Consider the following 25,570-nt stretch of genomic DNA (forward strand, 5'->3'; position numbering starts at 1 on the left):
CGCACGCCCTGAATGGACGCCCGGAAAGAACGACTGATATCGGGAACGCGACATGACCTCAATATTCATCAGCCACAGTAGCGCCGACAACAACGCGGCGGCTGAAATGAAAGCGTGGCTGGAAGCGCAGGGCCACGCTTCGCTGTTCCTGGATTTCGACCCCGAGGCAGGCATCAAGGGCGGCGCCGGATGGGAGCAGACGCTTTATCAGAAGCTGCGCCAATGCCAGGCGGTGATTGCGCTGCTGACGCCAAGCTGGCTGGCCTCCAAATGGTGTTTTGCGGAGCTGGTGCAGGCACGGGAGCGCGGCAAGGCGATCTTTCCGGTCAAGGTGCAACCGTGCGACGCAAGCGGGATCTTCAGCGACATCCAGCATATCGATCTCACAAGCGAGCCGGAGGAAGGCTATCGGCGGCTCAGGGCCGGCCTTCTGGAGCGGGGGCTCGACCCGTTGGATGTTTTCGCCTGGGATCCCAGGCGGCCCCCGTATCCCGGGCTGCTGGCATTCGAGGAGCAGGATGCGGCCATCTTTTTCGGGCGCGGCGAAGACATTCTCAAGACGCTTGAAACCCTCGATGCGCTACGCCGCCAGGGTAGCGACGCGGCGCGTTTCGTGCTCCTGCTCGGCGCCTCCGGCAGCGGCAAATCGTCGCTGGCAAGGGCCGGAGTCATCCCTCGGCTCAAGAAGAAGCCTGCGGAATGGCTGCCGGCGCCGCCTTTCCGGCCCCAGGTCGAACCACTCGACGAACTGGCCATCGCGCTGGCCGCAAGCTTTGATGACCAGGGGGCGCCACGCGACTGGAAAGCGATCCGAACCGAACTGCAACAGGCGGCAATGCAAACGCCTCCGGATGGCCAGGTGTTGCTTGCCGTGGCCCGGGATCTGGCGGTTGCGGCCAGGCGTCAGGAAGCGACGGTATTGCTGACGGTCGACCAGGCCGAAGAACTGTTCGGCTACACGCCTCCGGAAGCCGCCACGCGCTTCCTGCGGCTGTTGCGTGCCGGGCTGGAACTCGGCGACCGCCGCCTGATGGTGATCGCCACGCTGCGCTCGGACTTTCTCGGCGATTTCCAGAACCATCCGGTTCTGCAGGACAACGACTATCCCCATCATTTCCACTACCGGGCTGTGCCGATTGACCCGATGCCGCTGCGAAGCTTCCCGGAGATCATCCGGGGGCCGGCCCGGCTGGCGGGGCTGCAGCTTGCCGATGGCCTGGTCGAGGCCATGGTCAGTGATACCGGTACCCGCGATGCACTGCCCCTGCTGGCATTCACGCTGAGGCGACTCTACGAACGCAGCGGCGGCAGCGGCCAGCTGGCGCTGGACCAGTATGAACGTCTCGGCCGGCTGGAAGGCGCAGTCCGCGAAGAAGCGGAGCGAATCATCGTGGAGGCGAACCCCGCGCCGGATGAACTCGACGCGCTGCACGCCGCCTTTGTGCCGACGATGGTGCGAATCAACGCCGAAGGCGCCTATTCGCGCCGGCGTGCCCTGGTTGACGACTTGCCGCGTCGCGTCCTGGCGCTGCTGCGCCGGTTCATTGACGCGCGGCTGCTGGTCACCGACCGTGATTCCCAGGGGCGGGAAACCAGCGAGGTTGCACACGAGGCGCTATTGCGGACCTGGCCGCAACTGAGCAACTGGCTGATGGAGGATCGGGACAAGCTGCGTCTGCTCGAAGGCTTGCAGCGTGCCGCGGAGGAATGGAACCAGGGCGGGCGGGCTGACGATCTTCTGGTACACCGCGACGGTCGCCTGAGCGATGCCGAGGCACTTCTGGGCAACCCGCGTTTCACCATGCCCGAAGCCTCCGTGGAGCGGGCTTACCTCAATGCCTGCAGCGTGGCGCAGCGTGCCCGCGAGGCGGCCGAGAAGGCGGAGCAGGAGCGACGGATCCGCGATGCCGAGCGGATCGCCGCAGAGCAGACCAAGGCCGCGCAGGCGCAAAAACGGGCGGCACGGATTTCCCGCATGTTCACCTTCGTAGCATTGGGCTTGTTCCTGGTCACTGCTGTCGCCGCTGTGATGGCCACCTGGCAATATCGCGAGGCAACCGCCGCCAACAAAAGAGTGGGCGAAGTGCAACAACTCGCACGGCACACCAGCGATATCGGGACCAACGCGCCGCGCAGCCTTCTGTTGAGCGTGCAGGCCGCCTCCCTGAGCATGGATGGCCGGGACGGCACATTGCTTGGCATCGACGGCCTGCGCCGGCAACTGCGGGTGATCGGCGGCAAGCCCCTGGGCGGGCACGAGAAGGCCGTGCGCATTGCCGCGTTTTCAAAGGACCGGCGCTGGCTTGCCACGGGAAGCGACGACGGTGCGGTTCGGCTCTGGGATCTCAATACCGTGAATCCGGCGGGCCACTCCCTCGGGGGACATAACGGCGCCATTCACGGCCTGTCATTCAGCCCCGATGGCCAGTGGCTCGTCAGCGGGGCAGCCGATGGCGCGATCCGGCTCTGGCGCCTGACATCCGATGGTGCAAAGCCAGGGCCGACCTATGGTGGCGGCCAGTACGGTGCCATTCGCGCCGTGGCGATCAGCCCCAACGGGGCGTGGCTGGTCGTCGGAACCCAGAGCGGCAAGATGTGCATCTGGAAGATGACCGGGGAAGGGCCGGTGGAAGCGCCTTGCGAGACGTGGAAAGACGATCTGCCCGTCATGAATGTCGTGTTCAGTCCCAAGGGGCGCTGGCTTGCGACCAGCTGCACCGGTGGCTGCAAAGAGTTCGGCGCCCCGGTTCGCCTGTGGGACCTGTCGGCTGACTTTCCGAATCAGGAACCCAGGCGGCTTACCCACGCGACGGAACTCAATGAGGACTCCCTGCTGGCTTTTGCCTTCAATGGAGACGAGACACGCCTGGCGGTTGCGTATGGCTACGCCGTCGAGGTCTGGGACCTGACGCAGGAGAACCCGCCACAAAGCGTCGTGGGACGCTACGCCAGCAGTGGCGGCTGGGTCGGCGCTGTCGGCCTGAGCCCTGACAACAAATGGCTGGCGGTAGGGAGCGGCAGCGGGGCGGCCGTCATGCTGTGGGACCTGACCGGAACGCGCAAGGATCCGGTCGCGCTGAAGGGGCATCGTGCCGCGGTCAATTCCGTCGTATTCAGCGATGACGGGCGGTGGCTTGCGACGGGCGGCCAGGATGCAACGGCACGCCTTTGGGACCTGGATGAGCCGACGATACCGTCCACGGTCCTGCGCGGCCAGGAATTGCCCATCAGGCAAGTCCTGTTCAGCGCTGGCGCGGAGCCGCGCCACCTCGTTACGCTAGGGGAAGATGCCCATGCGCGGCTCTGGACCGTGCCCGACCCGGTTGCGGACCCCCTCGTGCTGCGCGCAAGGGTCAAGCCTGCCATTGTCGGGATGGCGGTCAGCCCGGACGGGAACTGGATTGCTACGTCGAGCCAGGAGGACAAGAAGCTTGTGCTGTGGTCTACCAAAGATCCTCGTCAACCGGCCCGGGAACTGCCGCTGCCCGGTGCCTCGCATGCCATCGCATTCAGTCCGGACGGGCGCTGGCTGGCCGCCAAGAGCCAGGACCAGCACGTCATCAGCCTCTGGCACATGCAGGATCTCTCCAGGAAGCCGCTCGAGCTGTTCGAGCAAAGGTGGGGAGACGTGCGGACCCTCGTGTTCAGCCCGGACAACCGGTGGCTGGTGAGCGGGACGTGGGAGGGTGGCATGGTCAATATCTGGGACGTCTCCAGCGATAGTCCCTCCCTGGAGCCACGGCACCGCTGCATCCAGGGAGACCCGGTGCGTGAGCCTGCGTTCAGCGCGGACGGACGCTATCTGGCAACGGCGGCACACGGCCTCAACGCGCGCATCTGGGACCTGCGCGCCAGCAATCCTTGCACAAGCCCGCGTCTGCTTGCGCATGGAGACGTGGTGTACCAGGTTGTGTTCAGCCCCGACGCGCGCTGGGCTGCGACTGCCAGCATGGATACCAAGGGGCGGCTTTGGGATCTTGGCGCCGACGCCGGGGCCGAACCGAAACTGGTTGCAGAACTGGCGTTCTCGGATCGGGTCCTGGAGGCGGCCTTTAGTCCCGATGGCCGTTGGGTAGCCTTCGGCTCCTGGGACACGACGGTCAAGCTGCTCAACCTTGCGGAAACCGGTACCAGGAAGCCGATCGAACTGACCGGGAACACAGGCCGGATCTTGTCGGCATCGTTCAGTCCGGACAGCAAATGGCTGGCCGCGGGTGGCGAAGATCGGACAGTCCGCCTCTGGGATCCAACGAATCCGGGTGCCGCGCCCGTCGTCCTGCGCGGGCACGAAGCGACGGTTGCCCATATTGGATTCACAAAGGATAGCCGTTGGATCATTACGGGTGCTTACGATGGGACAGTAAGGCTGTGGCGGCTGACGTTAGCCGACCTGCAGGACATCGCCTGTCAAACCGCAGGGAGAAGCCTCACAACCGAGGAAGCCAATGCATTCCTGTCAGAACCTGCCCACCAGCCCTGTACCGGTAAAGCCATGCCGCAGCTAAGCGCAAAGCAATGAAACCCAGCAGCCTGGTCCAATGTGTAGCAAGAGCCGTACCCGAGCGGCCTTGCCCGGGACGGCAGGTGGCCTGGCGCCGCCCGCCTGGAAGCCGCCGGCCCAAATGAGAAAAGCCCTTCACGATCGGAAGGGCTTCTATTGCAATGCTTCATGCCTGAACGGCTAGAGCTTGCGAATGTTTGATGCTTGCAAGCCTTTTTGGCCTTGCGTCACTTCGAACTCGACTTTCGCGCCTTCCTCCAACGACTTGTACCCGGTACCCTGGATTTCGGAGTGATGCGCAAAGAGGTCTTTGCCACCGTCATCGGGCGTGATGAAGCCATAGCCCTTCTCGCTGTTGAACCACTTCACAATGCCTGTCGCCATCTCATCCTCAATGCCAAAAGCCTGCAGGTTGCACTCGTTGCCAAGATGCTGCGCGCCACCGAGATCGGCTGTGCGCAGTAGTAGGCGCCGTCAGCATATCGTGACGTTTCCCTTGCGCCAAGTCATCCGGCGCTAGGGTTTACCTGTGTCGATGAGCCGCCGAGGAGGATTGGTAGGCAAGCGGGTGGGTTTGGGTCATCGGAGTGTGAGCGTCAGGAGGCAAGGGGCGGCAGGGGGGGGCTTAGGACAGGCGGGCGATCTCGTCAAGCAGCGCCGCCTCCATTGCCTCGATCGGCGCGCGTGCGCAGCCGGTGTAGAACTCGACCTGGGCGCACGCCTGGTGCAGCATCATGCGCGTGCCATCGATGGTGCGGCAGCCGAGCGCGGCGGCATCGCGGATCAGCTTGCTCCTGACCGGGATGAAGGCAGCGTCCATGACGATCAGGTGCGCGGCAAGCTGCCCGGCCACCGGGTTGACATCGGGGGCGCGAAAGCCCGCGGCGGTCGCGTTGGCGAGCATGTCGAAGTCCGCCGCGCGGAAGTCGGATAACCCGCCGCCAAAGCGCAGGCCAAGCGAGCCGGCCAGCTCCTCGCCGCGCGCCGCGGTGCGGTTGAACACGGTCACGCTGGCGCCGGCCTCGCGCAAGCCATAGGCCATCGCGCGCGCCGCGCCGCCCGCGCCCAGCAGCGCAATGCGCTTGCCGGCGACTTCCGTCACCTCCTGGAACGCCCGGACGGCGCCGATGCAGTCGGTGTTGTAGCCGGTCAGCACGCCATCGATATTGTTGATGGTGTTGACCGCGCCAATCGCGCGAGCGGTCTCGTCAAGATGGTCGAGGTGCGGGATCACGGCCTGCTTGTGGGGCATCGAGACATTCATGCCGCGCACGCCGAGCGCGCGGATCGACTGCACGGCGCCGGGCACGTCCTGCACCCCGAAGCACACAAAGGTGTAGTCGATCCCCAGCGCCCGATAGGCGGCGTTGTGGATGCGCACATTGAAGGTGAAGGGCTCGCCCATGATCGAGCCGCACAGCGTGGGTATGGAGCTGGGCATTGCGGGGTGTCCTTGCGGGGTGTCCTTGCGGGATGTCCTTGCGGGAAAAATCAGGCGGCTGCCTGGGCGGCAAAGGCCGCCAGGTCGAAACGCGCGGCGGGTTGCCGTCCGGCGAGCGCGTCCAGCAGGTTGCGCGTGGCCAGTTCGGCCATGGCGCGCCGGGTCTCATGCGTGGCCGAGCCGATATGGGGCAGGGCGGTCACCCTGGGATGGCAGCGTAGCGGCGAGTCCTGCGGCAGCGGCTCGGTGGCGAAGACGTCCAGCCCGGCCGCGCGCAGGTGGCCGCTTTCGAGGGCCGCGAGCAGCGCGTCTTCCTGCACGATCTGGCCGCGGGCGCCGTTGACGAAGATGGCGCCCGGCTTCATCAGCGCGAACTCGCGCAGGCCCATCAGGCCGCGCGTGCTGTCGGTCAGGGGCAGCGTGACGGCGACGATATCGGCGCGCCGCAAGGCATCGTCAAGTTCCGTCCGGGTGGCGCGTCCCACCAGATCGGGCGGCTCCGCGGCAGCCTCGTTGACGTAGAGCACCTCCATGCCGAAGCCGAGCGCCGCGCGGCGCGCCACGGCCTGGCCGATGCGCCCGAAGCCCAGGATCGCCAGGGTCTTGCCATGCACGTCCCAGCCGAACAGGCTTTCGCCGATATTGGCGGTCCAGCGGCCTCCGCTGACGTGGGCCGCCAGCTCGACCAGGCGCCGGCTCGTGGCCATGATGAGGGCGAAGACCGTGTCGGCAGTGGTCTCGGTGAGTACGCCGGGCGTGTGGCACAGGGTGATGCCGCGCCGGTGCAGGCAGGGGAGGTCGTAGTTGTCGACCCCCACCGAGATACTCGAAATCACTTCCAAGCGGCCGGCTTCGGCCAGTTCCGCCGCGCCCAGCTTCACGCTGGAGCCGATCAGGCCATGGGCGCTTGCCAGCGCGGCGCGGAAAGCCGGCCGTTGTGCCGGCTGGCGCGGGTCGGCCACGATCACGTCATGCTCCGACTCGATCCTGGCGAGCAGGTCATCCGGAATCGGGCGGAACACCAGTACATTCTTGCGCATGGGTCATCCTTGCCGTGGGCTTTACAAACTGGCGGCCGCCAGCTGGGCATGGGTGGGCAGGCCTTCGGTATCGCCCCGCACCTGAACCGCCCGCGCGCCGATCCAGGCGCCGCGCCGGACGGCTTCACCAACCGGGCGGCCCTCCAGCAGCGCGCTGATCACGCCCACGGCAAAGCCATCGCCGGCGCCCACGGTGTCGACGACGCGCTCGACGCTGAACGCCTCGACATGGCCGCTGCCGGCCTCGCCATCGAACCAGGCGCCGTCGGCGCCCAGCTTCACCACCACCAGCTTCGCGCCGCGGGCACGATAGAAGGCGGCAATGCGTTCCGGCTCGGCGTGGCCGGTGAGGAAGCGGCCTTCCTCGATGCCGGGCAGCACCCAGTCGCACTGCCGCGCGAGGTCGTTCAGCGTCTCCCGCATCAGCTCGGGCGTGGCCCACAGCGTGGGCCGCAGGTTGGGATCGAACGAGATCGTGCGGCCGGCGGCGCGCATGGTGGCAATGGCCTGGCGCGTGGCGGCCTGCGTGCCTGCGGCTAGCGCGGGAAACACGCCGGTGACGTGCAGGTGCCGCGAGCGCCGCAGCCACCTGTCGTCCAGGTGCTCCGGGTTCATGCGGCTCGCCGCCGAGCCGCGGCGATGGTATTCGACGGGCGGATCGCTGCCGTCGTCGACCCGGCCCTTGAACTGGAAGCCGGTGCGCTCGCCGCGCTCGCACACCACCTGGCTGCAATCCACGCCTTCGCGCTGCATTTCACCGAGCAGGTAGCGGGCCATCGAGTCATCGCCCAGCCGGCTGGCCCAGCCGACCTTCAGGCCCAGGCGCGACAGGCCGATGGCCACGTTGGTCTCGGCACCGGCGGTGCGCTTGTGGAAGGTCTGCGCGCCTTCCAGCGGCCCGGCTTCGCCGGCGACCAGCATCAGCATCGCCTCGCCCAGCGTGACCACGTCAAGATCGGTGCTCATGCGGAGACCTCCACCGAACGCAGCAGTTCGACATGACGGCGCGTGACCTGCACCAGGTCGTCGCCTTGCAGCGGGAATTCGATCGCACGGGCAACGTGCGCGGGCAGGCGGCGCAGGATGCCGCGCCACGGTGCCGTCGACTGGTCCAGCGGCACCGCGATCCATTTGGCGGGCGTGCGCTGCACGCCCTTGCAATGCACGTAGCCGACGCCCGCGCCGAAGACCTGCGCGGCATCGAGCGGGTCTTCGCCGGTCCAGTGCCAGTTGCCCATGTCGAAGGTCATCGGCACGGTCTCGCCGAGCGCCGCGAGACGCGCGAAGAAGTCGCGCAGCGGCGGTACGGTGCCGGCCTGGGCGGTCTGGTCGTTTTCCACGACGAGTTCGATGCCATCGTGCCGCAGCCAGGGAAGCAGTGCTTCCAGCGCCGTGCCTGCCCGATAGCCGCCAAGCGACATCTTGACCCGGGCCGCACCGAGCGCCAGCGCGGTCGTGAAGGCACGGTCGACCGCGGCGGCATCGAGGCTGCCTGCGTCATTCCAGAGGCCTTCCGGGCTGGACCAGACCACGCTCAGTCCATGCTCGCCGGCGGCCTCGCGCTGCTCCCTGACTTCCTCCTTGTACCCGCGCTGGAGTTCGCCGCGGAATTCCACGCCGTCCGCACCCGCTGCCGCGGCAATCCGCGCCAATGCGGCCTGGCCGTCGCGCAGGGCGAGGTCGGCGCCATAGGCGGTCAGCGAGATCAGCACCGGCGGACGTGAAACACCTCCTGCTTGCCACTGGCTCATTTCAATGCTCCCGCGCTGAGGAATTGCTGCAGTTCCGGCGTCCGCGGCTGCGCGAACAGCGCCTTCGACGGCCCCGCCTCGTGCACCTTGCCCTGGTGCATGAAGATGGTGGTATGCGCCATGCGGCGCGCGAACTCCATCTCATGCGTGACCAGCACCATGGTCATGCCGGAGGCGGCCAGGTTCTCCATGACCCGAAGCACTTCCGCCGTCAGCTCGGGGTCGAGCGCGGAGGTGACCTCGTCGAACAGCATCACCTTGGGTTCCATCGCCAGCGAACGGGCGATGGCCACGCGCTGCTGCTGGCCGCCCGAGAGCTGCTCGGGGTAGCAATCCTTCTTGTCGAGCAGGCCGACCTGGGTCAGCACCTGGGCGACGATGCCGTCGATCCTGCCTGCGGCCATCTTCTTCACGATGGCCGGCGCCAGCGCGATGTTCTGGCCCACGGTCAGGTGCGGAAACAGGTTGTAGCTCTGGAACACCATGCCCACGTCGCGGCGCAGGTCGAGCAAGCGCTTGCGGTCGTGATCCAGCTTGTGCCCGGCGACGGTGATATTGCCGGCGTTGATCGTCTCCAGGCCGTTCAGGCAACGCAGCATGGTGCTCTTGCCGGAGCCGCTGCGGCCGATGATGGCAACCACCTGGCCCGGCTCGATCGCAAACGACACGCCTTTCAGGACTTCGACTGCGCCATAAGACTTGTGCACGCCTTGTGCTTCAACGATTGACATGGAGCCTCCTTTCCATGCGCCGGGCTGCCGCGGACAGCGGGAAGCAGAGCGCGAAATAGATAAGTGCGACGACGACAAAGACCGCGAAGGGCTGGAAGGTCGCGTTGTTGATCAGCTGGCCGGCGCGGGTCAGTTCGATGACGCCGATGATGGAAGTGATCGAAGTGTTCTTGACCAGCTGGACCGAGAACCCCACCGTGGGCGGCAAGGCCAGCCGCACCGCCTGCGGCAGCACCACGTGACGCAGCTGCTGCCAGCGGGTAAGGGCGAGCGCTTCGCTGGCCTCCCACTGTCCTTGCGGCACGGCCTCGATGCAGCCGCGCCAGATCTCGCCAAGATAGGCGCTGGCGTAGATCGACATCGCCAGCATGGCCGCGACCATCGGCGACAGCTTGAGCCCGAGCACGGAGAGTCCGTAATAGCTCAGGAACAGCACGATCAGCACCGGCGTTCCTTGCACGACCTGGATATAGACCGTGCTGGCCAGGCGCAGCAGCGGGCTTCCGGAGGTACGCGCCAGCGCCACGATGAAGCCGGCCAGCGTACCCCCGACGAAGGCGAGCAAGGTCACCCACAGCGTCCAGCGTGCCGCCAGCAGCAGGATCTCAAGATGATTCCAGGAGAACTCGGTGATCATTTCGCGCTCCCTGCAACCGCTGCCGTCAGTTCCGCCGGCGCCAGCGGCACGACCGGGGCTGTGCGGGCCAGCTTGCGTGCGCGCGCCACCACGCGGCGCCGCCTGAACACCAGGTTGCCGATCACGGCGAACATGGCGCGCAGCAGCAGGGCCAGCGCGATATACATGAACATGACCAGGATGTAGCTCTCGAAGGTGCGGAAGGTCTGCGAATCGATGTGGCTGGCGACCGCCGTCAGCTCTTCCACCGAGATCGCCGACACCACGCTCGAGGTCAGCATCATCAGCGTGAACTGGCTGGTCAGGGCGGGATAGACCTTCTCGAAGGCCGGCACCAGCGCGACGTGGCGGATCAGCTGCCAGCGCGTCATGCCCAGCGCTGCGGCGGCTTCAAGCTGCGAGCGGTGCACTGCCTGCAGGCCGGCGCGGATGATTTCCGTCGAGTAGGCACCGAGATTGACGGTCATCGCAATCACCGCGGCGGTGACGGCATCGATCTGCAGGCCCACCGTCGGCAAGCCGAAGAAGATGATGAAGAGCTGGATCAGGAAGGGCGTGTTGCGGATCGCCTCGACATAGGCCCGGGTGGCGCGCTGCAGCCAAGGGCCGCCAAAAGCGGCGGCAATGGCGCCGGCGGTGCCGACCAGGGTGCCAAGCAGGATCGAGCCGAAGCTGAGCGCCAGCGTCATCGCCGCGCCTTCCGCGAAGCGATCCAGTTGCGACAGCACCGGGGTCCATTCGAATTGGTAGTTCATGCGGGTCTCCTGGCACGCCGGCTGGCGCCGGCGCGCAGCGTCGGACTGCCTGGTTCAGAACGTTTGCAGCGCGGGCAGCGCCTTGCCGGTCCACTTCTGCGCAATGGCGTCGAGTTCGCCGTTGAGCTTGACGTAGGAGATGGTGGTGTTGAGCCACTGGCGCAGCTCGAAGGCGTCGCGGCGCACGGCCATCGAATTGGGCTGCACCGAGAACGCGAACTTGGCGTCGAACTTGCCGGCACCGCGCGCCTTCATGATCTCGTTGCCGGTGGTGTTAGGCAGCGCAATGGCATCGACCTGATTGCTGATCAGCGCCTGCGCGCAGGTGGCATCGTCCTCGAAGCGGACGATATTCATGCCGGGCACGGCCAGCCGGGTCAGCGCGGTGTCCTGCGTGGTGCCGCGCGTCACGCCAACCTTCTTCTTGCCGAGCTCGGTCAGCTTGGCGTATTTAGCTGCGGCGGGCGCAAAGATGGTCAGCTCGAACGCGCTGTAGGGCGCGCTGAACATGATGGCCCGCGCCCGCTCGGGCGTCGGCGCCAGCGTTGCCACCAGGAAATCGACCTTGCCGGCCTCCAGCGCAGGAATCCGGCTGGGCGAGGTGAGCGGAACGATATCGACCGGCACGCCCAGGTACTTGCCAAGCAGGTTGGCCACGTCGACGTCATAGCCGGCGGGTTTGCCGGTGGCGTCCGTGGTGCCGAAGGGCGGGGCGCCGGTCACCACGCCGATGGTGACCTTGCCCTTCTTGACGATCTCGGCAACCGTCTGCGCCTGGGCGGTGAAAGCGGCGCTGGCCAGGACCAGCAGAGTCAGCACGGGCGCGGCTACGCGGCGCAACAAGCGTTGGACGTTCATCTATGTCTCCTGCACGTATAGGGGTGTCGCTGGCGTCGCAGCGGTGGCAAGTACCGTCTTGAAACCGGTTTCAGGATTATAGGAAACCGGTTTCAGAGATCCAGCAGTGGAAACCCTTACGGGCAGGGCCGTGTTTGGCCTGTGGGGGAAATGGGCGCGTTGCTGCACCCCCTACGCTGACGCAGCGGGTCTATGCGTGGCTTACATGCGCGCGCCAGACGGCGGCGGGGGAGGGATCAGCCGCGGCGGGTGGAGCCGCGCGTGACCAGCGTGCCGGGCAGCAGTACCCGGCGTGGCGGCAGCTGGGTGCCTTGCAGGCGCTCGATCAGGCAATTGGTGGCGACGCGCCCGATATCGTCGGTGGGCTGGGAAATCGCGCTGAGGCCAGGACCGACCAACGCAGCCCATTCCGGATCATCGAAACCAATCAGTCCAAGGTCGGTACCGAGCTGCCAGCCCAGCCGGGCGGCCGATGCGGCCACGCGCAGCGAGATCACCGCGTTGGCCGCCAGCACGGCAGCGGGTGCCTCGCCAGCACGGCGTCGCAGGTCGCGCAGCGCTGCATCCAGGGCATCGTCTTCACCCCTGTGGGCTTCAAATGCGGTCCCGCTGACAGAGTCCGCGTGCTCGGCGACAAAAGCCTGGAAGGCGCGGGCCCGCTCGTTGCGCGAGCTGATGGCCTTGATCGGCTCGCTGATAAAGAGCACGTGCCGATAACCGGCTTCGACCAGGTGGCCGGCAGCTTCATGGACGGCGGTCAGGTTGTCGAGCGCCACCAGGTCCACCTCCGCATCGCCGACCTTGCGGTCGACCAGTACGACTGGTTTGCCCAATTGCGCCGCATCGGCCAGGGCGCCGGCATCATGCCCCAGCGTGTGCAGGATAAAACCCTCTACCCGGTACGCCGACAGCGAGCGAATCGCCTCGCGCTCCAGCTCCTCGTCATTGCCGAGATTGAACAGCATCACCATGTAGCCCGCGTCGCGGCAAGCCTTCTCCACGCCACGCAGCACGGCCACCGAGAAGGAATTGGAAACATCCGCCACCACCAGCCCGATCAGGCGCGACTTGCCGCGCTTGAGCCCCTGCGCCATGGGACTGGGGCTATAGCCAAGCGCGCGGATGGCAGCGGCCACGCGCGCCTCCACGTCCGCGGACAACTGCTCGCCGCCCCGGTTCAGGTAGCGCGAAACGGTGGCCTTCGAGACGCCGGCATAGTCGGCAACGTCCTGGATGGTGAGCTTCTCTGCGGGTTTCAGGTCGGAAATCGGTCGGGTCACGGGACGCGGGGGCATTGGATTCGGGTCTTGGTGAAACCAGTTTCACAATTATGCCTCGGCATGCCGGGATTTGGCAGCACCCGGAACCCCTGCTGCACTTCACAGGATGTGAAGACCCGACCAGGCCAGATAGACAAGCCCTGCCGCCACCACGAAAACCGACAGCAACGCATAGTAGCGAGCCCCGTGACATGGCTGTTCTGGATGCCCTGGCTGGTGAAAAATCACGTTTCGCATGCTGCTCTCCCGTTTAAGAGGAGTCTGATGCAGTTTACGCGCTACCGACCCAGTCGGCGTATCGGCCCCGAGAAGCACGTTGCCGGCCACGCGTTGGCGACGTTGAATGGGCAACGCGTGGCAAGCAGGTCGACTGAACGACCACTATTCCGGCTGGATTCCCGCTTCCTTGACGACTTTCCCCCACTTTGCCAGGTCAGACTTGATCAACGCCGCGTATTCCTGTGACGTGCCGCCCTTGACCTCGATCCCCGCCGCTTCCAGCTTGGCGCGCACCTCGGGCAATTTCAGCGCGGCATTGATCTCGGCATTCAGCCTGGCAATGATCTCTTTCGGCGTTCCCGCTGGGGCCAGGAAGCCGCCATTGGTATTGGCGTCATAGCCCTTGAGGCCTTGCTCTTCAGCAGTTGGCACATTGGGCAACGCCTTGGATCGGTGGTGGGTGGAGACTGCGACGGCGCGGACGTTGCCCGATCTGACCTGCTCCTGGATGGCGCTAATGGTGTCGATGTACAGCGTGGTCCGTCCGGCGATCAGGTCGGGATGGGCGGCGGACGACCCCTTGTAGGGCACCAGCAGTACGGGGGCCCCGCTTACCATGCGGAACATTTCGGCGGCCATTTCCTGCGCGCTGCCACGGCCGGAGGTGGCAACCTTGGCCTCGCCGGGATTGGCCTTCATCCAGGTGACGAGCTCAGGCACCGTCTTGACCGGGAGTTTCGGGTAGACCGCGAACACCAGCGGGATTTCATGCGTGTAGACGATGGGCTCGAAGCTCTTTTGCGGATCCCATCCCAGGTTTTTGAAGAGGAATTTGTTGATGTTGTGGCTGCCGCCCACGATGCCGATCGTGTATCCGTCGGGCCTGGCGTTGGCCAGCACCGCAGTGCCCAGGTTGTTGGACGCGCCCGGACGGTTCTCGACGATGAACGGTTGGCCAAGCTTGACTGAAAGCTTTTCGCCGACGACCCGGGCGATCAGGTCGATGCCACCCCCCGCTGGCGCCGGGACGATGATGGTGACAGGCCGTGCCGGGTAATTCTGGGCCGATGCCAGGCCGGGTGCGATGAGCAGCGCGGCGGGTACGACCAATGTCTTGATCAGGGTAGTGAACTGCATCGTTGTCTCCGTTTGTTTCTGGTTAACTCATGTCAACTCTGGTGACGCACCCTTCGCCATGAGGGCTGGCGGGGGGCATTCAGCCGCGCCCGACGAATGGCATGGCACTGGCCATGACGGTCATGGTCAGCACGTTGGCGTCGAGTGGCAACGACGCCATATGACGCACGGCATTGGCGACGTGGCTGGCGTCCATCATGGGCTCGGGTGCGGTCGTTCCGTTGGCCTGCAAGACGCCGCGCGTCATGCGCTCGGACAGGTCGGTCAACGCGTTGCCGATGTCGATCTGGCTCGCAACGATGTTGAAGGCGCGCCCGTCCAGCGCCAGTGCCTTGGTGAGGCCAGTGACGGCGTGCTTGCTGGCGGTGTACGGCGCCGTGTAGGGACGCGGCGTATGCGCCGAGATGGAACCGTTGTTGATGATGCGCCCGCCCTGCGGCGATTGACGGCGCATGAGTCCGAAGGCCGCGCGCGCACAGAGATAGACGCCGGTGACGTTGGTGTTGATGACGTTGAACCAGTTGTCCAGCGGCAGCTCGTCCATCGGCACGGCCGGTGCGTTGACACCCGCGTTATTGAAAAGCAGGTCCAGCCGCCCGAACTCGCGTTCGATCGCGTCAAACAAGGCCTGCACGCGTTCGGGGTCGGTAACGTCGGCAGGCATGGCCACCGCGGCCTGTCCGCGCGCGGCAGCTTCGGCGGCCAGCGCTTGCAAGGGAGCGGGGCGACGGCCGGCCAGCACGACCGTCCAGCCGTCGTCGAGCAAGCCAATCGCGGTAAGGCGGCCAACGCCGCTACCAGCACCCGTAACAAGGGCAATCTTTCGGGAAGCGTTCAAGGACGGTCTCCAGCAATGAGGTGGGAACGAAAATCAGGAATGAGGGGGCCTTGCGCCATCAGTGGGTGACGGTCAGTGAGAATTCGCCAATGCCGGCCACGCTGGCGCTGACGACGTCGCCGGGATGCAAAGGCCCCACGCCTGCTGGCGTGCCGGTAAAGATGAGGTCGCCGGCCATCAGCGTCACGGAGCGCGACAGCATGGCAACGAGTTCGTGAACCGGCCACAGCAACCCGGACAGGTCGGCATGCTGCCGTTCGACGCCGTTGACCTCCAGCGCTATCGCCCCTTCCCGGAGATGCCCGCAGTCGGCCGCGGGCACGATCGGGCTGCAGGGCGCCGAGTGGTCAAAGGCCTTGGCTGGTTCCCAGGGTCCGCCCACGCGTTTGGCCTGCTGCTGCAGGTCGCGGCGCGTCAGGTCGAGCCCGACGGCATAGCCCCAGATATGGCGGTCCTCGGCCTGCGCCGGCTCGATGTCGCGGCCGCCACGCCCGATGGCGACCACCAGTTCGACCTCGTGGCAAAAGTCTCCCGTTCCCGGCGGATAGGGCAGCCGGTCCTGCGCGGGCACCACGGCGGTGGCGGGCTTCATGAACCATGCGGGCATTTTCCGTGGCGCCGGTTCGTCAGGAGACCACCGGTAGTTGCGCCCGATGCAGAAGACCCTCGCGACGGGAAACAGCGCCGCGCGGCCGCTGACGGGCAGGGCGGGCGTGGCCGCGGGTGGGAAAACGAAATCGGTCATCTTGGGTGTCCGTGATTGAACCCGCGCTCAGGTGGTCAGGCTCATGGTGGGACGGCTGCCGGCCAGCGCCTGGGCGACGCTGTCGAGCACCATCTGCGCCATGGCGGCGCGGGTTTCCCAGGTGGCGCTGGCGCGGTGGGCCTGCAGCGTCGTGCGGTCGGACTGGCGTAGCGCCAGGGGAACGCGAGGCTCGTCCACGAATACGTCCAGCGCGGCGCCCGCGATGCGGCCCGCGGCAATGGCTTCGGCGAGATCAACCTCGTTGACCAGTCGGCCACGTGCCACGTTGACGAGGAAGCCGCGGGCGCCGAGCGCATCCAGCACGGCGGCATCGACGAGGCCTTCGGCCTTGTCGGCAGCCGCGCACAGCACCAGCGCATCGCTGTCGTGCGCAAGCTGGCGCAGATCTGCCACAAACTCATGCGGCATGTCGTCCATGCGGTGCAGGTCGGTATAGCGGATGGGGCAGCCAAAGGCGGCGGCCCGCGTCGCGACCGCGCGGCCGACTCGCCCCATGCCCACGATGCCGACGCGCATGCCGCTGAAGCGCCGGGCAAGCGGGATGGCGCTGGGCTGAGGATGCAACTCCCATTGGCCGTCGCGCACAAAGCGGTCGCCGGCGCAGATATTGCGGCAGGCTGCGATCAGCAAGCCGATGGCCAGGTCTGCCACGTCTTCGGTCAGTGCGCCCAGGGTGGCGGTGACGGGCAGGCCGCGTTCACGGCAGTAGGCCAGATCCACCGCATCCGTCCCGACGCCATTGACGGCTACCACCTTCAGGCCAGGCAACTGTTCCAGCATCGCCCGGGAGATTCCGGTGTGCCCACCGGTAATGACGGCCTCAATGGCGGCGCCATGCTCCCGCAGCCAGGCGTGCTGGTCCGCGATCTCGAAGAGTTTGTGAACCTGATAGCGGGTGGCGAGTTCGTCATTGGCCGCCGGGATCAGGATGGGATTGAGTTGCAGGATCTGTGGCTTCATGTCCGGATGCAGTCAGGTTGTTGAAGGTTGACTGCATGGTGTGATAAGTTGATTTGATAGGCAATCTTGATATATAAAATCAACATAAAATTACTCAACCACAAGTCATCATGGGTTCCTGGATATCGATGGAGGAGGCGTGCAAGCGCCTTGGCGTCCGGCCGCAGACGATCTATGCCTATGTCAGCCGAGGCAAGCTGGAAGTCACTTCAGACCCCACGGACACACGCCGCAGCCTGTACCGCGCCGAAGATGTGGCAAACCTGGCCAGGCGCAAGCAGGCCGGGCGCAAGTTCGAGACGCTCGCAACCAATACGCTGTTTGGCGCGGAGCCCAGCATCCCCACCGCGCTCTCCACGTTTGTGCGGGAGCGGCTGTACTACCGCGGCCAGGACGCGGTGATGCTGGCGGGCTCGGCGAGCCTGGAAGACGTTGCGCGCTTGCTCTGGAATGCCGACCAACCCGTCGACTTTTCAGCGACCGCCCGCTGCGGCAAGCCGGGGCGTGTTGCCGCGTTCAGGGCCCTGGCCGAGCTGGCCGCCACGGGCCACTCCACCCATGGGCGCATGACCCGCGTCTTGCATTACGAATGCCAGAGCCTGGTGGGCCAGTTGGCCAACAGCTTTGGCGCGCATGCGGGACAACAGCCGTTGCACTTGCGCTTTGCGCAAGGGTGGAAGCAATCCCCGCAAGTGGCAGATCTCCTGCGGACCGCAATGGTGCTTCTGGTCGACCACGAGCTGACCAGCTCGGCCTTTGCCGCGCGCATTGCCGCGTCCACTGGGGCATCCCTGCCGGCCTGCCTCCTGTCCGGCCTGACCACACTGTCCGGTCCGCTGCATGGCGACGCCTCGGGCCGCGTGAAGGCGCTATTCAATGAACTGGACCGACAGGGCGAAGATCAGGTGATCGCCCACCACCTGTCCGCTGGCTTGCCGTTGGCTGGCTTCGGGCATCATCTCTACCCCGAAGGCGATCCGCGCGCGGCTGCGCTGCTGGCCCTGTTCGATCCGCCCGAAGTCATCGCCCGTTTTATCGAGAAGGCGACTCGCCTGACCGGCCTGCAACCCAATATCGATGTTGCCCTGGCGGCCCTGGTTACCCACTACGGGCTGCCTGACGACGCAGCGTTTGGCATGTTCGCCACGGCACGGAGCATCGGACTGTTGGCGCATAGCCTGGAACAACTCGGTGTGGGGCAAGTGATACGCCCGAGAGGGCGTTATGTCGGGAAGCCGCCTGAAAGAGCGGCCGAGGGTTGAGGCGCGACAGGGCTAGCCGCGTTCGACGCTGTCGGCGAGCGCGCGCAACAAGGCCGCGCCATCGCCGCGCCAGGCGCTGCCGTGCATGCAGGCAAGCGTCGTCGGCTGCAAGGCAGCGAGGCGTTCCAGCATGGCGCGGGCGTTCCTGGTGTGCGAGAAGTAGTCCATCTTGCGACGAAACGCCTCGCTCGGCTCGAGGATGTCACCTTCGGTCAGCAGCGGGAGCTGCGAGCCGCCCTGGGTAAACAAGTCCCCACAGAGCAGCGTTGCCGACGTGGTCTCCATGAGGAACCCGCACTCCCATGCATGCGGCAGATGCGGTGTGTCCAGCCAGCGCACGCTGTGCTGCCCGAGCGAGATTGTCTCGCCATCATCCAGCGCGCGTGGCGGCCGGTCGGCATAGTCACTCACCGAGACCATGGCCGCGATCTGGCCACACAGTGGCTCCGCACGCGGCGCGGCAGCGAGAAACGCATTGAGCGCGCCGCATTCGTCAGACTCGAAATGCGAGAAACCGACATAGCGCAAACGATCGATTGGCATGATCCGCTCGACGGCCTCGCTGACAACCGGAAACAGCCTGCGCAAGCCGGTATGAAACAGCAGCGGCTCTTCGTCGTCGATCAGGTACTGGTTAAACGAGAAGCCGACACCGCCAGGGATCTCGACCGGCGTGGAGATGCGATAGATGCGGTCCGCAATCTCGCCGATCGTTGTCCCGCTTGAAAGGGCTAGGGTCGCCATGGCGCGCTCCTTCTGAAGGCGCAAGGGAAGGGTCAATGCGGGCGGAGCGGTGGCGCTTTGGCACCGGATTTTGCCGCTGAGGCGGCGGGCATTGCAGGTAATTCGGCCGCGGTTGCTGATTCAGCATCCGTCGGCGGGCCGTCTCCCTCTTGTGCCGGTTTCCTGCCGGTGACCATGGCCAGCATCAGGTTCTCTTTGTGCAGCCAACTCATGAAGCATGCAGCGGCGATATGGATGCCGACCAGCGCCATCAACACGTAGGCCAGGATGGCGTGGAAATCCTTGGGGCCGTCTTCCCCCCAGAACCGGTCCAGCCGCGATAGCCAACCGGTAAATGCCAGTGCAAGGATGAAGATCCACAGCGTCAGCATCATCATGGCGCCAAGCGGACTGTGGCTCAGATAGCGGGGCGGGCGCCCGGCGGCGGCGGACTTGAGATAGGCCAGTACCCCGTGATGGGTGGGCATCCACGCGCGGAAATTCCCTGCGCCCGACCCTGCGACACCCCACGCCACGCGGATCAGCACCAGGCACGCGGCGGCATAGCCGAGATTGCGGTGCAGCGGCCCGCCGGAATCCTCGTACAGGTCCCACAGCACCAGTGCCGCCACGCTCCAGTGCGTCATTCGGACAATGGGGTCCCAGACCAGAATGGACGGGCGCGAAGGCTGCATGGTACGGCAGGGCAGGGACGACGGAATCCCGTGTCGTTACTTCTCGATTTCTGACTTGACCACGTCCAGCGTCTTGGTATCGAAATAGATCTCAGCCTTTTTCCCATCCTTGGTGGTGCCGTAGATCTCGTAGCAATTTCCGTCAACCTTGAATTTCTTGATGTTGTAGCCCTGCGCCTCGATTTTGGCGCGGGCGTCGCTTTCCTTCATCCATTCGCTCTTGGGGTGCGCGGGACATTTCGCGCTAGCCAGTGCTGAACCGGACACCAGGATCATTGCCATCAGCGCACCAAGCTTCAGCATGGGAGTCTCCGTTTCGAGGGAGTCTTGAGCATAGTGCACGCGAGAATCATTCGCAATCCGCGGCGGGCCCGCAGAGGGACTGGCCAAATCAGCCCGCGACTTCGCCCGGATCGCCAAACGAGCTTCGCTCCACGATCTGGCGGTCACGGCCGTGGACAAGCAGTTCCACCTTTGCACGCCTGGCCTTTTCCCTGCCGGTGGCAATCGCGTGATCCATGGAAGTGAATCGCTGCTGCCTGCCGGCGCCACCTTCCGCTTCAACGGCCCAACCGTTATGGGTAGGCACGACGTGGATGTTCTTGCTGGCCATGGTCGTCTCCGGAGGTTGTGCCCTCAGTGTCTGCCCAACGTCACCGCGCCGCTATCAGGCGTTGTCCGACAAGCGCGTGGCAGCCGTAGCAGTCTTCCGCCCGTCTTTCATGGAAGCTCTGGTCGCACCTAAACTGGTGCCATCACATCCTTCTTTGCGCGACTTCGCGAAATCCGGGGTCATTCGATGGAGGGACGAATCATGCACACTGTTATCAGGACTTATGCCGGAAGCGGGGCCAGGGCGCTATTTGATCTGCTGGAAAAGCGGACACCGGAAGTCGAATCCCTGATGCGCTCGGTCCAGGGCTTGGTGAGCTATACGCTCGTGCGGACCACCGATGGCGGATTCTCCGTGACGACCTGCAATGACAAAGCGGGCGTGGATGAGAGCGTCAAGAAAGCCAGGGAATGGATTGCCGAGAACGCGACCGGTACCGGTGCCAGCGCGCCGACGATTGCCGAGGGGACCGTCATCCTGCACGTGAAATAGCCGCTGTACGCAAGCAGGGCAGATCGCAAGTGCGCCGCGTGCCTTGGCGCGCCATTTCGATCCGCCCCAGGCTTGCCCAACCGGAAGATCAACATGGCAAAGCTTGTCGCACTGTACAAGATGCCCGCCGACAAGGCGGCGTTCGACGCGCACTACTTCTCGAAGCACGTTCCGATTGCCAGGAAGATGCCCGGCTTGCAGGCTTACGAGGTAAGCAGCAGTCCGGTGGAGACGCCAGCCGGGCAATCACCTTTCCATCTGGTAGCGTTGCTTACCTTCGATTCCCTGGAGGCAATGCAGCAGGCTCTCGCTTCGCCAGAGGGCGCCGCGGCCGCGGCCGACCTGGCGAATTTTGCACAGGCAGGCGTGGATCTTCTGGTCTTCGACACCAAAGAGGTGTAGCCCTGTCAGGCAGCTTCGATCTGTTTGCGCAACGCCGCGAAACGCGCTTGTACCCTGTCTCCAAACAGGGGATCGGCGCCATCCGGAACGGTCTCCGCGACTTCGGTCCAATCCCTTTCGGTCAGTCGCTGCGCGGCACGCGGCATGACCTGTTTTTCCTCAGTGGAGAGATGGTTGCGATAGTAGGCAAGGTACATGGCGGCGGCGGCTTCGAGCGCCGTCCGCGACGTGATGACGTCGCTTTCAGCTTCATGCAGCCGGCTGAGCAGCTCCTCGCCCACCGCGGCAATGACACGATGCTCTTGCAGGAGCCGACTGACCACAATTTGCATGTCCGGGGATCGCTCAACGAGCAGGGCGTATGCCACATCCTCGCGAGGGTGGTGAACGCGATCGCCATAGTTGCGCAGGTAATCGATGATCGTGCCCATCAGGCCGTAGTCTGGCGGCTCCTCCCGGTAAAAGGCGTTCACCTGTTCTTCCAGCAGGTCAAGCAGTGCGGCGAAATGGATATGGTCGGAATGCCAGACGGCAAGCTGGTTGGCCATGGCGCCCTCCAGGGAAAACTGGTTACGGAAACCGCTGCGTCCAAATTCATCGGAACTGCAACATTTCAGTAACAATAGTCTTCCCTCGCGACGTGGGTCTGATCCAGATCAAAGAGGCGCATGTCCTGACCCGCGTGCTACCAACAGCGGAAGGCCGTGCTCACTGTTCGTGCCTGGCGATAAAGGCCTCAATCGTGGCGTTCACGAGATCGGGCTTTTCCAGGAAGATGAAGTGACCACCGTCCAGGGTGGCAAGCTCGGCTCCCGGAATCCGCTCGGCAATCTCCGCGGAGAAGTAGGGCGGGGCGCAGAAATCGCGCTCGCCGACCATCACCAGGGTCGGCGTCGTGATCGACGGAAGAGCGTCGAAGGCGTCGTGCGACACGATCATGTCGATCCGGGCGAAGCCGATCTCCGGTTCAAATGTGCCGGCCGCTGTCGCGTTCACCCACGCCTGCACCTGCTCCGGGTGTTCGCGCATGAATCTCGCATCGAAAAGGAACAGTGCGTTGGCCTCGGTGGATGCGCGCATCCCGGAATCGGTCAGCATCCGTCGCCGCATCTCGAACTGGCGACGGTAGAACGCATCCGCGCGTGCAATGGAAGAGACGATGGTCGCGCTGCGCAGCAGCTCGCGGTGACGGATCGCCAGCCATTGCGCGATGGCGCCCCCCGTTGAGGAACCGACCGCGTGGACCGGCCCGCATCCTACCGCCTCGACAACCCGCGCCATGTCCCGTGCGTGTTGTGTAATCGTCATATCGCGGGCGGTATGCCCGGACGCGCCGGTTCCGCGGTGGTCGGGCACGATTACCTGGTGATGCGCGGCGAACAGCTCGATCTGTGGCCCCCACGATGTGCCCACTCCCGCCAGCCCCGCCAGCAAGAGCACAGGCGAACCCTGGCCCTTCACCTCGTAGTGGATGGAAACACCGTCGGACATTACGTTTGGCACGTTTCCCCTCCGATGCAGAAAGACGCGAAGGACGGGCCGAACGCGTCAAGAGTCAGGTTATTGCATTTGATAATAGCGCCGCCCTGGGTACCTGACGAGCGCTGGAGCCCACGATCGCCATCGCTCTTTTTCTTATATCGGCCAGTGCGCAAGCGCACAGTGGCCGTATGTCGAAAGTCGCACAATTGCTCTCATTGCGGCATAGCGCAGTGGAAGCGCGCGGGTCTTATTCTCCCCGAGGCCGGTGGTTCGATTCCACCTGCCGCAACCCCATTCAATGGCAGACCGACGCGAACCCGGGCGGTCGTCAGGCAGGGCTGTCAGCCGAACCAGGGTCTCCGTCGATTCTCGTCGCCAGACTGCATCGATTACTTGCTTCGCCGGCTTTTGTGACCGGGGAAGAGGAGGGCAGCGAGCAACAGACCTCCGACGGTCAGAATAAGAATGTCCTGCATGTTTTCGCCTCCCATGAAGATGCCAGATCGAGCGGGTCAATCTAGTCGCTGCCTGTTTGTAGTGCTATCGGTCTTTGTCCGACAAGTTTTCGTGGGAAAGCCCAAGACCCATGCTCAGCCTGCCACGAATGACTCTGTCCAAATGAAACAGATGTAATCGATTGTTAGCGCGGTGCCGCGCATCCACGTTTGGCACCAGACGCGTTCCCGCGCTTTGGTACGATCCCGCTCTTTCCGCCAAACGTCCCGCCACCGTGATTCGCCGCCCTGTATTGTTGTTTCGAGAGTATTGCGCGCGGTGGCTCATCCGTATCCGACCGCTGGTCGTTGCCAACGTCACGGCGGCAGGGCGCGCCTTCAAGGGCGCGCTGGAACGCATGCGCCGGCCGACGCGACGCGGCGTCATCCTGACCCTCGCCGCGGTGCCCGTGCTGTTCCTGCTGTACGTGCTGGCGCTCGTGCCTTTTACACCTGGCATCAGCGATATTCGGAAAGCTCGCATCGACCGCCCGGCGCTCATCGTGTCGGTCGACGGCAGAGTGCTCGACGAATTCAAACCGGTCAATCGCGAGTGGGTATCGCTCAGGCAGATCTCGCCGTACATGCTGGATGCATTGATCGCAACCGAGGATCACCGCTTCTACGAGCATCACGGCATCGACTGGCTGCGCATGGCGGCGGCTGCGCTGCATACGTTCTCCGGCGATCGCCAGGGCGGTTCGACCATCACGCAGCAGCTCGCGCGCAACCTGTATCCCGACAAAGTCGGCCGCGCCCCGACCCTGGCACGCAAGATCAGGGAAGCGATCACGGCGCTCAAGATCGAAGCCGTGTACAGCAAGGACCAGATCCTTGAGACGTACCTGAACAATGTGCCGTTCCTGTACAACGCCTACGGCGTGGAAATGGCGGCGCGCACCTACTTCGGCAAATCGGCCCATCAGCTCGATATTCTCGAAAGCGCGACACTGGTCGGCATGCTCAAGGCCAACAGCACTTACAACCCCGTTCTCAATCCGGCGCGCGCCATGCAGCGGCGGAACACGGTGCTAGGGCAGATGAACAAGCACGGGAAGCTCAGGCCCAATGCCTACATCTGGTTGAGCCGACAGCCCCTCAGGGTCAATTTCGAGGTGCAGGCCGCGCCGCGAAGCGCCGCGCCGCATTTTTCAGTGCAACTGCGCAAGTGGCTGATCGCATGGGCCGAGCGCAACGGCTACAACATCTACGCCGACGGGCTTGTCGTGCGCACGACCATAGATTTTCGCCTGCAGGCCATGGCGTTGCAGGCGGTGAACTGGCAGGCGAGCCAGCTGCAATGGATCGCGAACGGGGCATGGAACGAACGCCGGGGCTGTCACCCAGGCAACGACCTGTTCCGGACGTTCATGCGGCAAACGCCCGAATATCGCGCCGCACGCGATGCTGGCAAATCGGATCAGACGGCGCTCAGGAACCTCGGCCGGAACCTGACCTTCGTCCGTGACCTCTGCCGAAGCAAGACGCAGGTCCAGGCGGGTTTTATCGCGATCGATCCGCGCAACGGCGATATCAGGGCATGGGTCGGTAGTCGCGATTTCACGGACGCACCGTTCGATCACGTGCAGCAGGCCCGGCGTCAGCCGGGTTCGACATTCAAGCCGTTTGTCTACGGGGCGGCGTTCGCAGATGGCGCCCGGCCGGGCGACACGATCGTAGACCGCAGCGTTGCCATTCCACTGAAAGGGCAGGCCATGTGGCGGCCCACCGACGCGGAGCCGCCTACCGGCCGGCCGATGACGCTGCGCGACGCGCTGGTGTACTCCCGCAACCGCGTTACCGCCCAGCTCATGCAAAAGACACGCCCCGAAAAAGTCGCACGGCTTGCGCGCGCGATGGGCGTGCGCGAGAGTGCGCTTGAACCGGTGCCGTCGCTAGCGCTCGGCACGAGCCCGGTCACGCTCAAGGAAATGGTCTCGGCTTACAGCACGATTGCAAACCGCGGCGCCTATGTCGAGCCGCGCATGGTCACCCGCATCGAGGATCACGAGGGCAAGGTCCTTGCCGAATTTGGGAGCGCATCGCCGGAACAGGCACTGCCCTCAGCTGCGGCGCAAACGCTCGTCGATGTGATGCGCGACGTCGTGGCCCGAGGCACCGGGGCGGACATCCGGACGCGCTTCGGAATTCGCGCCGACGTGGCGGGCAAGACGGGCACGACGCAGGACAATGCCGATGGCTGGTTCATCCTGATGCATCCCCAACTGGTCGCGGGCGCGTGGGCGGGCTTTGATGATGGGCGCGTGACGCTCGGCGACTACTGGGGGCAGGGCGCGCGCAGCGCCCTGCCGATGGTAGGCGCGTTCTACGATATGGCACTGCGGGCACGGGTTGTCGACCCGGAGGCGCGGTTCAGCCCTGAGGCCCGGTCGCCTCGCGAAGCCCAGGCACGGCAGCATCGGCACTTCCTGTTCTGGTAGTACTGACACCACCGCCAGCGCCTGGTACGCGTCCGCGAAGCAGGGGGGCTGC

At 65.0% G+C, this 25,570-nt stretch carries 25 protein-coding genes, 1 tRNA gene and 1 pseudogene; 6 read left to right on the forward strand and 21 right to left on the reverse strand.

The window, feature by feature from the left end:
* Window positions 1-52: 52 nt before the first annotated feature.
* Window positions 53-4,519, forward strand: a complete 4,467-nt coding sequence (locus CTP10_RS08140) for an nSTAND1 domain-containing NTPase (protein WP_116323040.1) — start codon at window positions 53-55, stop codon at window positions 4,517-4,519.
* Between the two features lie 162 nt (window positions 4,520-4,681).
* Here CTP10_RS08140 and CTP10_RS08145 read toward each other — a convergent pair whose 3' ends face one another.
* The 15 genes from CTP10_RS08145 to CTP10_RS08215 all read right to left on the reverse strand — a co-directional run bounded on the left by CTP10_RS08145 (window position 4,682) and on the right by CTP10_RS08215 (window position 16,914).
* On the reverse strand, window positions 4,682-4,885 hold the full coding sequence (locus tag CTP10_RS08145; protein ID WP_116323039.1) for a cold-shock protein: 204 nt from the start codon (window positions 4,883-4,885) through the stop codon (window positions 4,682-4,684).
* Between the two features lie 241 nt (window positions 4,886-5,126).
* Window positions 5,127-5,942, reverse strand: a complete 816-nt coding sequence (locus CTP10_RS08150) for a shikimate dehydrogenase family protein (protein ID WP_116323038.1) — start codon at window positions 5,940-5,942, stop codon at window positions 5,127-5,129.
* A gap of 50 nt (window positions 5,943-5,992) precedes the next feature.
* Entirely contained in the window at window positions 5,993-6,982 is a 990-nt protein-coding gene (locus tag CTP10_RS08155; RefSeq protein ID WP_116323037.1) for a 2-hydroxyacid dehydrogenase, read from the reverse strand.
* Between the two features lie 21 nt (window positions 6,983-7,003).
* Entirely contained in the window at window positions 7,004-7,948 is a 945-nt protein-coding gene (locus CTP10_RS08160) for a sugar kinase (protein ID WP_116323036.1), read from the reverse strand.
* Window positions 7,945-8,733, reverse strand: a complete 789-nt coding sequence (locus CTP10_RS08165) for a sugar phosphate isomerase/epimerase family protein (protein WP_116323035.1) — start codon at window positions 8,731-8,733, stop codon at window positions 7,945-7,947. Before CTP10_RS08165 ends, CTP10_RS08160 begins: the two co-directional genes overlap by 4 nt.
* Window positions 8,730-9,464, reverse strand: a complete 735-nt coding sequence (locus CTP10_RS08170; protein WP_116323034.1) for an amino acid ABC transporter ATP-binding protein — start codon at window positions 9,462-9,464, stop codon at window positions 8,730-8,732. Before CTP10_RS08170 ends, CTP10_RS08165 begins: the two co-directional genes overlap by 4 nt.
* On the reverse strand, window positions 9,451-10,101 hold the full coding sequence (locus CTP10_RS08175; RefSeq protein WP_116323033.1) for an amino acid ABC transporter permease: 651 nt from the start codon (window positions 10,099-10,101) through the stop codon (window positions 9,451-9,453). The genes CTP10_RS08170 and CTP10_RS08175 overlap by 14 nt, the downstream gene beginning before the upstream one ends.
* Window positions 10,098-10,856, reverse strand: coding sequence for an amino acid ABC transporter permease (locus CTP10_RS08180; protein WP_116323032.1), 759 nt, complete (start codon window positions 10,854-10,856; stop codon window positions 10,098-10,100). Before CTP10_RS08180 ends, CTP10_RS08175 begins: the two co-directional genes overlap by 4 nt.
* Before the next feature lie 54 nt (window positions 10,857-10,910).
* Entirely contained in the window at window positions 10,911-11,714 is an 804-nt protein-coding gene (locus CTP10_RS08185; RefSeq protein ID WP_116323031.1) for a transporter substrate-binding domain-containing protein, read from the reverse strand.
* Between the two features lie 236 nt (window positions 11,715-11,950).
* Window positions 11,951-13,009 (reverse strand): LacI family DNA-binding transcriptional regulator, encoded by a 1,059-nt coding sequence (locus CTP10_RS08190; protein WP_116323030.1) that lies wholly within the window; start codon window positions 13,007-13,009, stop codon window positions 11,951-11,953.
* 84 nt (window positions 13,010-13,093) lie between these two features.
* Complete coding sequence (locus CTP10_RS08195; protein ID WP_158577741.1) at window positions 13,094-13,231, reverse strand: hypothetical protein; 138 nt, start codon at window positions 13,229-13,231, stop codon at window positions 13,094-13,096.
* A 144-nt stretch (window positions 13,232-13,375) separates the two neighbouring features.
* Window positions 13,376-14,350: a Bug family tripartite tricarboxylate transporter substrate binding protein gene (locus CTP10_RS08200; protein ID WP_116323029.1), complete on the reverse strand. Its 975-nt coding sequence runs from the start codon at window positions 14,348-14,350 to the stop codon at window positions 13,376-13,378.
* 79 nt (window positions 14,351-14,429) lie between these two features.
* Window positions 14,430-15,188, reverse strand: coding sequence for an SDR family oxidoreductase (locus tag CTP10_RS08205; RefSeq protein WP_116323028.1), 759 nt, complete (start codon window positions 15,186-15,188; stop codon window positions 14,430-14,432).
* A gap of 58 nt (window positions 15,189-15,246) precedes the next feature.
* Window positions 15,247-15,933 (reverse strand): fumarylacetoacetate hydrolase family protein, encoded by a 687-nt coding sequence (locus CTP10_RS08210; protein WP_116323027.1) that lies wholly within the window; start codon window positions 15,931-15,933, stop codon window positions 15,247-15,249.
* Window positions 15,934-15,960: 27 nt separating this feature from the next.
* Window positions 15,961-16,914 carry a 2-hydroxyacid dehydrogenase gene (locus CTP10_RS08215; RefSeq protein ID WP_116323026.1) on the reverse strand — a complete coding sequence of 318 codons (954 nt, stop codon included), beginning with the start codon at window positions 16,912-16,914 and terminating at the stop codon, window positions 15,961-15,963.
* Window positions 16,915-17,024: 110 nt separating this feature from the next.
* Between CTP10_RS08215 and CTP10_RS08220 the strand changes: the two genes are divergently transcribed.
* The gene (locus tag CTP10_RS08220) at window positions 17,025-18,176 is read left to right on the forward strand and encodes a citrate/2-methylcitrate synthase (RefSeq protein WP_116323025.1); all 1,152 of its coding nucleotides are present in this window, start codon (window positions 17,025-17,027) and stop codon (window positions 18,174-18,176) included.
* A 12-nt stretch (window positions 18,177-18,188) separates the two neighbouring features.
* Here CTP10_RS08220 and CTP10_RS08225 read toward each other — a convergent pair whose 3' ends face one another.
* From CTP10_RS08225 to CTP10_RS08240, 4 genes and pseudogenes are all read right to left on the reverse strand, one after another.
* Window positions 18,189-18,920, reverse strand: coding sequence for an MBL fold metallo-hydrolase (locus CTP10_RS08225; RefSeq protein WP_116323024.1), 732 nt, complete (start codon window positions 18,918-18,920; stop codon window positions 18,189-18,191).
* A 158-nt stretch (window positions 18,921-19,078) separates the two neighbouring features.
* Window positions 19,079-19,594, reverse strand: a pseudogene (locus CTP10_RS08230) (cytochrome b/b6 domain-containing protein); the annotation flags it as partial.
* Window positions 19,595-19,630: 36 nt separating this feature from the next.
* Window positions 19,631-19,897, reverse strand: coding sequence for a PepSY domain-containing protein (locus tag CTP10_RS08235; RefSeq protein WP_116323022.1), 267 nt, complete (start codon window positions 19,895-19,897; stop codon window positions 19,631-19,633).
* Between the two features lie 88 nt (window positions 19,898-19,985).
* Window positions 19,986-20,207 (reverse strand): DUF2188 domain-containing protein, encoded by a 222-nt coding sequence (locus tag CTP10_RS08240; RefSeq protein WP_116323021.1) that lies wholly within the window; start codon window positions 20,205-20,207, stop codon window positions 19,986-19,988.
* A 201-nt stretch (window positions 20,208-20,408) separates the two neighbouring features.
* Here CTP10_RS08240 and CTP10_RS08245 point away from each other — a divergent pair, with 201 nt between their 5' ends.
* Window positions 20,409-20,699 carry a hypothetical protein gene (locus CTP10_RS08245; protein ID WP_116323020.1) on the forward strand — a complete coding sequence of 97 codons (291 nt, stop codon included), beginning with the start codon at window positions 20,409-20,411 and terminating at the stop codon, window positions 20,697-20,699.
* Between the two features lie 93 nt (window positions 20,700-20,792).
* A complete protein-coding gene (locus CTP10_RS08250) occupies window positions 20,793-21,101 on the forward strand; it encodes an EthD family reductase (protein WP_116323019.1) in 309 nt (102 codons plus the stop codon).
* A 5-nt stretch (window positions 21,102-21,106) separates the two neighbouring features.
* Here the strand turns inward: CTP10_RS08250 and CTP10_RS08255 are convergent, their stop codons facing one another.
* Window positions 21,107-21,649 carry a hemerythrin domain-containing protein gene (locus CTP10_RS08255; RefSeq protein WP_116323018.1) on the reverse strand — a complete coding sequence of 181 codons (543 nt, stop codon included), beginning with the start codon at window positions 21,647-21,649 and terminating at the stop codon, window positions 21,107-21,109.
* 160 nt (window positions 21,650-21,809) lie between these two features.
* Window positions 21,810-22,592 (reverse strand): alpha/beta fold hydrolase, encoded by a 783-nt coding sequence (locus CTP10_RS08260; protein WP_233528387.1) that lies wholly within the window; start codon window positions 22,590-22,592, stop codon window positions 21,810-21,812.
* A gap of 207 nt (window positions 22,593-22,799) precedes the next feature.
* On the opposite strand from CTP10_RS08260, the gene CTP10_RS08265 reads away from it, so the two are divergent.
* Window positions 22,800-22,872: transfer RNA gene (locus tag CTP10_RS08265), tRNA-OTHER, on the forward strand.
* Between the two features lie 444 nt (window positions 22,873-23,316).
* Window positions 23,317-25,518, forward strand: a complete 2,202-nt coding sequence (locus CTP10_RS08270) for a penicillin-binding protein 1A (RefSeq protein ID WP_442875121.1) — start codon at window positions 23,317-23,319, stop codon at window positions 25,516-25,518.
* Window positions 25,519-25,570 lie beyond the last annotated feature (52 nt).

The sequence above is a fragment of the Cupriavidus sp. P-10 genome (assembly GCF_003402535.2).
Classification (GTDB): Bacteria; Pseudomonadota; Gammaproteobacteria; order Burkholderiales; family Burkholderiaceae; genus Cupriavidus.